Source organism: Nonomuraea insulae, assembly GCF_042656245.1.
In genome coordinates this window covers 132507-141021 of the sequence record NZ_JBHSPA010000135.1, presented here as the reverse complement: position 1 = coordinate 141021, position 8515 = coordinate 132507, and the positions used below count along the sequence as shown (strand labels likewise).

Below are 8515 nucleotides of genomic sequence, written 5' to 3'. Positions count from 1 at the left end.
GGGCCCGGCCTCGGATGGTGACGACCGTCGTCAGTGCTGGACGGCCTGACGGTGTGCCGCCCTGCTGGCGGGCACCGCGGTCAGGCTGAGGACCACTGTGACGACCCCGACGACCCAGGACGTCCACGACGCCCCCTGGCTCTGCAGGTACGTGACGGCCCACGGCGCGATGAACAGCAGCACGCCCCACAGGGCGTTGATCCACTCCGTCGCCAGGGCACCCGGATTCGCGAGTGCCACGAGCGATGTGATCGCGGTGAGTGCGCCCAGCACGACCAGTGAGGGTGTGGCGCCCGAAGCGCCGTCGACCCAGATCGGGGAGAGTGCCGCGTAGAGGCCGGCGACCAGGGTGACCCAGTCCTGCCAGCGTGACCATGCCTTCATGAGAACCTCCGCCAATGGCGTTACGAGGCTGGCCTGTTTGGTCAGTCGATCACGTGTAACCCCCGGTGGCGTGCGCCGATTCCCTTCCCGGTATGACATTGCACACATCCCCTAAAGGGGCACACATCTCATACATACCGCAGGAGAAACTAATTTTCTAGATGTGCGACATGAGGAAAAATTTCTTCTTAAATCTTCTTGACCTGGGCGGTTAACAGTGGGAAAGCTGTGGCGGGAGCTCTGAAAGGTGAAAGGTCCACCCCCATGGTCACCCTCCGCCCCTTCCTGTCCGGCGACGAGATCTCCCTGGTCGACGCCTCGAATCGCAGCATGCCGGCCGATCCGACGTCATCCGGCTGGTTCCGCGACTGCGTGTTGCTCGACCCCAACTTCGACCCCGAGGGCCTGCGTGTGGCCGTCGAAGGCGGCGAGGTGGTCGGTTGCGCGTACGCCGTGCGCCGCCTGACCCCCTTAGCCCCCGGCACCGACCTGGAGCCGGACCTCGGCTGGATCCCATTCTTCTTCGTCGTCCCCGAGCATCGCGGCGGCGGGCTCGGCCGGCGGCTGATGACGGAGGCGCTGGCGTTCCTGCACGGCACCGGCCGTACGAAGGTGGACTTCTCGTCGTACACCCCGAACTACGTGTTGCCGGGCGCGGACCCCGAGCGCTACCCGGACGGCCACCGGCTGCTGGAGGAGCTCGGCTTCCGCACGCTGTACTCGCCGGTCGCCATGGACCGCACCCTGGTCGGCTACCAGACGCCTGACGAGGTGCACGCGCTGCGGCGCGAGCGGGACGAGTACGAGTTCCGCAGCCCCACCGCCGGCGAGTTGCCCGAACTGATCCGCTTCGCGGCCGACGCCTTCAATCCCGACTGGGGCGAGGCCATCCGGCAGCACCGCGACCTCGAACGCATCATTATCGCGAAAAAAGAGCACATAGTCGGCTTCGCCCTGTACGCGGCCTACCGCGGCATCCCCGAGCGCTTCGGCCCCTTCGGCGTCGACCCCGGGCAACGCGGCACCGGCCTGGGCAAGATCCTGCTCCATCTCACCATGACCAGGATGCGAGCCGAAGGGCTGCATTCGTCCTGGTTCCTGTGGACCGGCGAGACCAGCCCGGCCGGCCACCTCTACAGCAAGGCGGGCTACGAGATCACCAGGCGGTTCCACGTGATGAGGCGAACGGCATGACGCATGTGCTGGCCATCGGGGCGCACGCGGGCGACCTCGACCTGACGGCGGGCGCCGTGCTCGCCCAGCACGTCCTGCGCGGCGACCGCGCCACGCTGCTGCACCTCACGCTCGGCGAGCGCGGCCATCCCCGGATGTCCGTCCCCGACTACGCCAAGCAGAAGCGCGAGGAGGCCGAGACGTTCGCGGAGCGGATCGGCGCGGGCGTCAGGTTCCTCGACCACGAGGACGGCCTGCTGCCCGAGGACGACGAGGTCAAGATGCGGGTCGGCGACCTCATCAGGGAGCTGCGGCCGGACGTCATCCTGACGCACTGGAGCGCCTCCATCCACAAGGACCACGCTCGCACGCACCGGATCGTCGAGGACGCCCGCTTCTATGGCGGCCTGAAGACCCTCGAACGCGAGCACCCGGCGTACTGGGCGAGCGAGCTCTACTACGCCGACAACTGGGAGGACGCCGAGGGCTACGCGCCGGACGTGTTCGTCGAACTGGACGAGGAGGCGTACGAGATCTGGTCGCAGGCGATCACCGGCTACGCCTACGCCAGGGGCGAGACCTACGGCTTCCCGTACGTGGACTACTACCGCGCGCTGACCATCGTGCGCGGCGCGCCAGCCGGATTCGGCCGCGCCCAGGCCTTCGCCGCACCGAAGGGCTCGCGCGACCTCCGGACGAAGTACTTCGGAAAGGCGGCCCCCCGATGAGACGCGTTCTGGCGGTCCTCGCCGCACTGGCGGTGGCCGGATGTTCGAGCGGCGGCGGCACCGCCACGCAGAGCACGAGTGCTCCGCCGCTGGTGATCCACGCCGTGGACGCGGGCACCTTCCAGGAGGACTTCAACCCGTACCACCTCGAAGGCGTGAACTTCGGCACCAGCGGGATGATCCACGAGACCCTGATGTACTTCAACAAGCTCAAGCCGGGCGAGATCACGCCCTGGCTGGCGTTGAAGCACGAGTGGTCGAACAACGGCAAGTCGGTCACGTTCACGCTGCGGCAGGGCGTGAAGTGGTCGGACGGGCAGCCGTTCACGGCCGACGACGTGGCGTTCACGTTCCAGATGTTGAAGGACAACCCGCAGCTCAACAGGAACGCGCTGGAGGTCGAGGCGGCGAAGGCGCTCGCGCCGGACCAGGTGCGCGTGGACTTCAAGAACACCTCGTACGCCAAGCTGTTCAACATCGCCGGCAACACGCCCATCGTGCCCAAGCACCTGTGGGAGAAGCAGAAGGACCCGGTCACCTTCACCAACCCGAAGCCGGTCGGCACCGGGCCCTACACGTTGTCGAAGTTCTCGGCGCAGCTCTACGAGTTCGTCAAGAACCCGTCCTACTGGCAGCCGGGCAAGCCGGAGGTGCCGGTGCTGCGCTTCCCTGCGTACACGGCCAATGCCGTGCAGACGGCGCTGCAGCAGGGCGAGCTGGACTGGGCGGGCGCGTTCGTGCCGGACATCCAGAAGATCTACGTGCAGGGCAAGCCGGAGCAGAACAAGTTCTACTTCCCGCCCGAGGGCGTGGTGACGTTGCTGCCGAACCTGACCAACCCCGTGCTGGCCAAGCCCGAGGTGCGCCAGGCGATCAGCCTGGCCGTCGATCGGGACAAGATCGTACGGGTGGCCGAGCGGGGGTACACGAAGGTCGCGCATCCGACCGGGGTGCCGATGCCGGGCGGGGACGCGTACGTGTCCCCCGAATATCGCGGTGCGGCCTTCAAGGTGAACGTCGAACAGGCGAAAGAGCTGCTCAAGGGCATCGATCCGGGTCAGCTCAAGTTCACGTTGCTGGTGCCCTCGCCGTTCACGGACTGGGTGAACGCGGCCCAGCTCATCAGGGAGGACCTGGCCAAGGTCGGCATCACGGTCGAGACCAGGGGCGTGGCGTTCGCGGACTGGGTGTCCAAGGTCGGCAAGGGCAACTACGACCTGTCGATCAGGGCCACACCGTCGGGGCCGACCCCGTACTTCCAGATGCGCTCGATGCTCTTCGGCGGGCTGGCCACGCCCGTGGGTGAGGCCGCCACCGGCAACTACCAGCGGTGGAAGGACGCCGAGACCGACCGGTTGATCGACGCCTACGCCGCCACCGAGGACGAGGCCGAGCAGCAGAAGGTCACGCAGGGGCTCAGCAAGATCATGGTGGAGAAGCTGCCGACGCTGCCGCTGTTCTACAGCCCGTCGTGGGCGCAGTACCGGACGGACAAGTACGTGGGCTGGCCCTCCGAGCAGGACCCGTACGCGATGCCGTCCCCCTACACCTCGCCCGACGCGGCCGTGGTGCTGCTGCACCTGAAGCCGGCTCCCAAGTGAGGTTCCTGGCCCGGCGGCTCGGCTTCTACCTCCTGACGGCCTGGGCCGCAGTCACGCTCAACTTCCTGATCCCCCGGCTCATGCCGGGGGATCCGGTGGAGCTGCTGGTGGCCCGGATGAAGGGGAACGTCGAGCCGGCCGCCATCGACGCGATGCGGCGGGCGTTCGGGATCAGCGACGCGAGCCTGTGGCAGCAGTACCTGGACTATCTGGGCAATCTCGCACGAGGGGAACTCGGCCGCTCGATCACGTTCTTTCCCACCGAGGTGTCCACGGTCATCTCCGACAGCCTGCCGTGGACGATCGGGGTCGTCGGGATCGCCACGCTGATCAGCTACCTGGTCGGCACCTCGCTGGGCGTGCTGATGGCGTGGAAGCGGGGCACCTGGCTGGACGGGGTGCTGCCGGCGGCCACGTTCATGCACGCGGTGCCGTACTTCTGGGTGGCGCTGGCGCTGGTGTTCGTCTTCGGCGTGACGTTGCAGTGGTTCCCGGTCAGCCGGGCGTACGGGCTGGATGTCATGCCCGGCTTCACCGGGGAGTTCGCGGGCAGCGTGGCCTACCACGCGGCGCTGCCGGCGATCACGATCGTGCTTGCGTCGATGGCCGACCGCATCCTCGGCATGCGCAACGTCATGGTGACCACGCTCGGCGAGGACTACGTGGTGATGGCCGAGGCCAAGGGGCTGACGTCGCGGCGGGTCATGTGGGCCTACGCCGCCCGCAACGCGATCCTGCCGAACATCACCAGCTTCGCCCTCTCGCTCGGCTTCGTGGTGGGCGGCTCAGTGCTGACGGAGATCGTCTTCTCTTATCCCGGTATCGGCTCGATGTTGCTCAAAGGGGTGGAGAACGAGGACTTCCCGCTCATGCAGGGCATCTTCCTCGTCATCTCGCTGGCCGTGCTCGTCGCCAACTTCCTGGCCGACCTGGCGTACGTGGTGCTCGACCCCAGGACCAGGCAGGAGGCCGAATGAAGATCAAGATCGGGGCCGGGATCCTCGTCCTCTTCGCGCTGGTGGCCGTCCTCGGGCCGCTGCTCATCAGCGCCGACCCCGCCGCGACCAGCGAAGCCGGGCTCCAGGGCCCCTCCGCCGAGCACTGGCTGGGCACCACGCAGACCGGCCAGGACATCCTCGTCCAGACCGTGTACGGCGCCCGCGTCTCCCTCGGCGTCGGCGTGTTGTCCGCGCTCATCGCCACCATGCTCGCGATCGCGGTCGGCCTGATCGGCGGGTACGTCGGCGGCGTCGTGGACGAGGTGTTGTCCGTGCTCACCAACATCTTCCTGGTGCTGCCCGCCCTCCCGCTGATCATCGTGCTGGCCGGCTACCTGCCGCAGCGCGGCGTGGCCTCGGTCGCCGTGGTGATCGCGGTGACCGGCTGGGCCTGGGGCGCCCGGGTGCTGCGCGCCCAGACCCTGTCCGTACGGCGGCGTGACTTCGTCCAGGCCGCCAGGGCGAGCGGCGAGGGCCCGCTGCGCATCGTGTTCTACGAGATCATGCCGGTGTTGCTGCCCGTCATCGCCACCAGTTTCCTGGCCACCGTGGTCGCCGCGATCCTGGCCGAGGCCGGGCTGTCGTTCCTGGGCCTGGCCGACCTGTCCACGGTGAGCTGGGGCAGCATGCTCTACTTCGCGCAGAACGGGCAGGCGCTGCTCATCGGGGCCTGGTGGTGGTTCATCCCGCCGGGGTTGTGCATCGCGCTCATCGGCACCGGCCTGGCCCTGGTGAACTTCGGCATCGACGAGATCGCCAACCCCCGGCTGCGTACGATCAAGGTCCCCCGGAAGGCCCGCGCATGAACGTCCTGGAGATCCGCGACCTCGGCGTGGACTACCTGTCCGGCACCGGAGCCGTGCACGCGGTCGCCGGCGTCTCGCTCGACCTGCGCCGCGGCGAGATACTCGGCCTCGCCGGGGAGAGCGGCAGCGGCAAGTCCACGCTGGCCAATGCCGTGGCCCGCCTGCTGCGGCCCCCGGCCGCGATCACGTCCGGGTCGGTCGTCTACCACCGCCGCGACGGCACCGAGGTGGACGTGCTCGCCCTGCGGAAGAACGAGCTGCGCGCCTTCCGCTGGAAGGAACTGGCCGTCGTCTTCCAGAGCGCCATGAACTCGCTCAATCCGGTCAGCACCGTCGGCGCCCAGATCGAGGACGTGCTGCGCATCCACGAGCCGGAGATGTCCCGGGCCGAGCGTGCGGAACGGGTCGTGGAGCTGCTGCAACGCGTCGGGATCAGCGCCGACAGGCGTCGCTCCTATCCGCACGAGCTGTCCGGGGGCATGCGGCAGCGGGCCGCCATCGCCATCGCGCTCGCGCTCAACCCCGAGATCATCATCATGGACGAGCCGACGACCGCGCTCGACGTGGTGGTGCAGCGCGACATCCTCGGAGAGATCAGGGCGCTCAGGGAGGAGTACGGCTTCGCGGTCGTGTTCATCACGCACGACCTGTCGTTGCTCATGGAGATCTCCGACAGGATCGCCATCATGTACGCGGGCCGGGTCGTGGAGACCGGCACCGCGGAGGGGCTGCATCGGGCGGCGCGGCATCCGTACACCGGGGGGCTGCTCCGCTCGTTCCCCCGCCTGCGCGGGCCGCGCGAGGAGTTGCTCGGCATCCCCGGCACCCCGCCCGACCTGCGCTCACCACCTCCGGGCTGCGCCTTTCACCCCAGGTGCGGGCTGGCCATGGACGAGTGCTCCGCCACCATGCCCGCGCTCGTGCCCCGCAAGGGCGGCGAGGTGGCGTGCCTGCTGAACGACGGGACGGGAGTGTCATGATCATCCTGGAGGGGCGGAACCTCACCAAACACTTCGCCGCCGCCCACGGGCCCCGGGGCAGGTTCGGGCGCAGGCCGCCCGTGCGGGCCGTCGAGGACGTGTCGATCGCGTTGCGCGCCGGGTCGGTGTCGGCGCTGGTCGGGGAGAGCGGTTGCGGCAAGAGCACGGTGGCGCGGCTGCTCGCGCAGGTCTATCCGGCCACGTCGGGCGAGGTGCTGCTGCGCGGCGAGCACGTACGCGCCCATCGCGGCGCCGCCTTCCGCGACTACCGGCGGCAGGTCCAGCTCATCTTCCAGGACCCGTTCGCCTCCCTGAACCCCTTCCACCGCGTGCGCTACCACCTGGCCAGGCCGCTGCGCCTGCACGGGCACGCCCGCTCCGACGCCCACGAACGCGAACTGGTCGCCGAACTGCTCGAACGCGTCAGCCTCACGCCCGTCGAGCAGTTCATGGACAAGCTGCCGCACGAGTTGTCCGGCGGGCAGCGGCAGCGGGTGGCGATCGCGCGGGCGCTGGCGGTGCGGCCCGTCGCGCTGATCGCCGACGAGCCCGTGTCGATGCTGGACGTCTCGATCAGGCTCGGCGTGCTGCGACTGCTGGAGGGGCTGGCCCAGGAGAGCGGACTGGCGCTCCTGTACATCACGCATGACATCGCCAGCGCGCGCTACTTCGCCGAGGACATCACGGTCATGTACGCGGGGCGGCTGATCGAGAGCGGGCCGAGTGAGGAGCTCACACAGGGGGCACGGCATCCGTACACGCGGCTGTTGCTGGACTCCGCGCCCGATCCCGACCGGCTGGCGCCACCGGCGGCCGAGCGGCACGGTGAGCCGCCGAGCCTGATCGATCCGCCGGGCGGGTGCCGGTTCCATCCGCGGTGCCCGATCGCGTTGCCGGTGTGCTCCGAGGAGGCCCCCGAGCGTACGGACCTGGGGGAGGGGCGCTGGACGCACTGCTATCAGGCCGCGGTCAGGCAGTGAGCGTCAGCTCCTGCCACCACCGCTCCCGGTGGGTCGAGCGCAGCAGGCGGTTGTGCAGGCGGTGCAGCGCCTTGGCGTTGTGCGTGTTCACCTCCAGCTCCTCCGCTCCGGCCAGGCGGCGCAGCGGGCGGCCGTGGCAGGTGGAGCAGCCGCACGTGCCCTCACCGAGCCGCTCGACCGGCACGAACTCCAGCAGTTCCGGCACGAACGCGTTGCGCGCCCCGCCCCGCCGCCAGCCGCCGCGCACCTCGTGCGGCTCCGGGTACAGGTGCCGCAGCACCTCGCGCACCCCGATCGCGGCCCACTCGGCCCCGTACGCCAGCGCCGCCAGGGCCGTGATCCCGGCAGAGAGCAGGGGCAGCGGAACCGGCCGGTAGGCGGGCCCGTCCTCGACCACCAGCGCCACCGGCACCCCGTAGTCGGCGACCGTCCGCAGCAGCGGCAGGCGATCCTCGATGACCCATCGCGCGTGCACGGGCAACACCGCGATCGTGCCCTCCCAATGGACGGCCTGTTCGAGGATGGTGTGCAGAGCTTCGTGGTCCCCTTTACCGATATATCCGGAATCGGTGAGGGGGGCCGTCGCGCCCGCCTCCACCTGGTCCGCGATCCAGTCGGGGGACAGCGCCGCCGTGCCGCGTACCCGGGCCGACCCGGCGTAACGGCGGCGGTCGGCCAGGAGGGGGCCGTCGTAGCCGATCCGGCGCACCATGCGGACCGCGTCGTGCGCGGCCTGGCCGGTGAAGACCAGGCCGGAGCCGGGATGCCCGGCCAGCGCCACCGCGTCGTAGACGTCCCTGGCGCTGACCTGGACCAGCAGGCGCTCGTGGAGGTCCATGGCGCGCGCTCTCTGGGGCCGGGAGGT

9 protein-coding genes are annotated in these 8515 nt (G+C 69.4%); 7 read left to right on the top strand and 2 right to left on the bottom strand.

The window, feature by feature from the left end; all coding sequences use genetic code 11:
• Positions 1-30: 30 nt before the first annotated feature.
• Positions 31-384 (bottom strand): SPW repeat domain-containing protein, encoded by a 354-nt coding sequence (locus ACFPZ3_RS68755; protein WP_379525105.1) that lies wholly within the window; start codon positions 382-384, stop codon positions 31-33.
• 264 nt (positions 385-648) lie between these two features.
• Between ACFPZ3_RS68755 and ACFPZ3_RS68750 the strand changes: the two genes are divergently transcribed.
• Genes ACFPZ3_RS68750 through ACFPZ3_RS68720 form a run of 7 tightly spaced genes read left to right on the top strand, consistent with a single transcriptional unit; the run spans position 649 to position 7650 of the window.
• On the top strand, positions 649-1578 hold the full coding sequence (locus tag ACFPZ3_RS68750) for a GNAT family N-acetyltransferase (RefSeq protein WP_379525104.1): 930 nt from the start codon (positions 649-651) through the stop codon (positions 1576-1578).
• Entirely contained in the window at positions 1575-2285 is a 711-nt protein-coding gene (locus ACFPZ3_RS68745; protein WP_379525103.1) for a PIG-L deacetylase family protein, read from the top strand. Before ACFPZ3_RS68750 ends, ACFPZ3_RS68745 begins: the two co-directional genes overlap by 4 nt.
• Positions 2282-3886 carry an ABC transporter substrate-binding protein gene (locus tag ACFPZ3_RS68740; protein WP_379525102.1) on the top strand — a complete coding sequence of 535 codons (1605 nt, stop codon included), beginning with the start codon at positions 2282-2284 and terminating at the stop codon, positions 3884-3886. The genes ACFPZ3_RS68745 and ACFPZ3_RS68740 overlap by 4 nt, the downstream gene beginning before the upstream one ends.
• Positions 3883-4863: an ABC transporter permease gene (locus ACFPZ3_RS68735; protein ID WP_379525101.1), complete on the top strand. Its 981-nt coding sequence runs from the start codon at positions 3883-3885 to the stop codon at positions 4861-4863. The genes ACFPZ3_RS68740 and ACFPZ3_RS68735 overlap by 4 nt, the downstream gene beginning before the upstream one ends.
• Positions 4860-5690: an ABC transporter permease gene (locus tag ACFPZ3_RS68730; protein ID WP_379525100.1), complete on the top strand. Its 831-nt coding sequence runs from the start codon at positions 4860-4862 to the stop codon at positions 5688-5690. Before ACFPZ3_RS68735 ends, ACFPZ3_RS68730 begins: the two co-directional genes overlap by 4 nt.
• Positions 5687-6670, top strand: coding sequence for an ABC transporter ATP-binding protein (locus tag ACFPZ3_RS68725; RefSeq protein ID WP_379525099.1), 984 nt, complete (start codon positions 5687-5689; stop codon positions 6668-6670). The genes ACFPZ3_RS68730 and ACFPZ3_RS68725 overlap by 4 nt, the downstream gene beginning before the upstream one ends.
• Positions 6667-7650: an ABC transporter ATP-binding protein gene (locus ACFPZ3_RS68720; RefSeq protein WP_379525098.1), complete on the top strand. Its 984-nt coding sequence runs from the start codon at positions 6667-6669 to the stop codon at positions 7648-7650. The genes ACFPZ3_RS68725 and ACFPZ3_RS68720 overlap by 4 nt, the downstream gene beginning before the upstream one ends.
• On the opposite strand, the gene ACFPZ3_RS68715 is transcribed toward ACFPZ3_RS68720, so the two are convergent.
• On the bottom strand, positions 7640-8488 hold the full coding sequence (locus ACFPZ3_RS68715) for a hypothetical protein (RefSeq protein WP_379525097.1): 849 nt from the start codon (positions 8486-8488) through the stop codon (positions 7640-7642). The genes ACFPZ3_RS68720 and ACFPZ3_RS68715 overlap by 11 nt on opposite strands.
• Between the last annotated feature and the right edge of the window lie 27 nt (positions 8489-8515).

Bases quoted from the DNA above. Each gene is read 5' to 3' on its own strand.
- ACFPZ3_RS68725 (WP_379525099.1), top strand. From the start codon at position 5,687: ATGAACGTCCTGGAGATCCGCGACCTCGGCGTGGACTACCTGTCCGGC.
- ACFPZ3_RS68750 (WP_379525104.1), top strand. From the start codon at position 649: ATGGTCACCCTCCGCCCCTTCCTGTCCGGCGACGAGATCTCCCTGGTC.
- ACFPZ3_RS68715 (WP_379525097.1), bottom strand. From the start codon at position 8,488: ATGGACCTCCACGAGCGCCTGCTGGTCCAGGTCAGCGCCAGGGACGTC.
- ACFPZ3_RS68755 (WP_379525105.1), bottom strand. From the start codon at position 384: ATGAAGGCATGGTCACGCTGGCAGGACTGGGTCACCCTGGTCGCCGGC.
- ACFPZ3_RS68720 (WP_379525098.1), top strand. From the start codon at position 6,667: ATGATCATCCTGGAGGGGCGGAACCTCACCAAACACTTCGCCGCCGCC.
- ACFPZ3_RS68745 (WP_379525103.1), top strand. From the start codon at position 1,575: ATGACGCATGTGCTGGCCATCGGGGCGCACGCGGGCGACCTCGACCTG.
- ACFPZ3_RS68730 (WP_379525100.1), top strand. From the start codon at position 4,860: ATGAAGATCAAGATCGGGGCCGGGATCCTCGTCCTCTTCGCGCTGGTG.
- ACFPZ3_RS68740 (WP_379525102.1), top strand. From the start codon at position 2,282: ATGAGACGCGTTCTGGCGGTCCTCGCCGCACTGGCGGTGGCCGGATGT.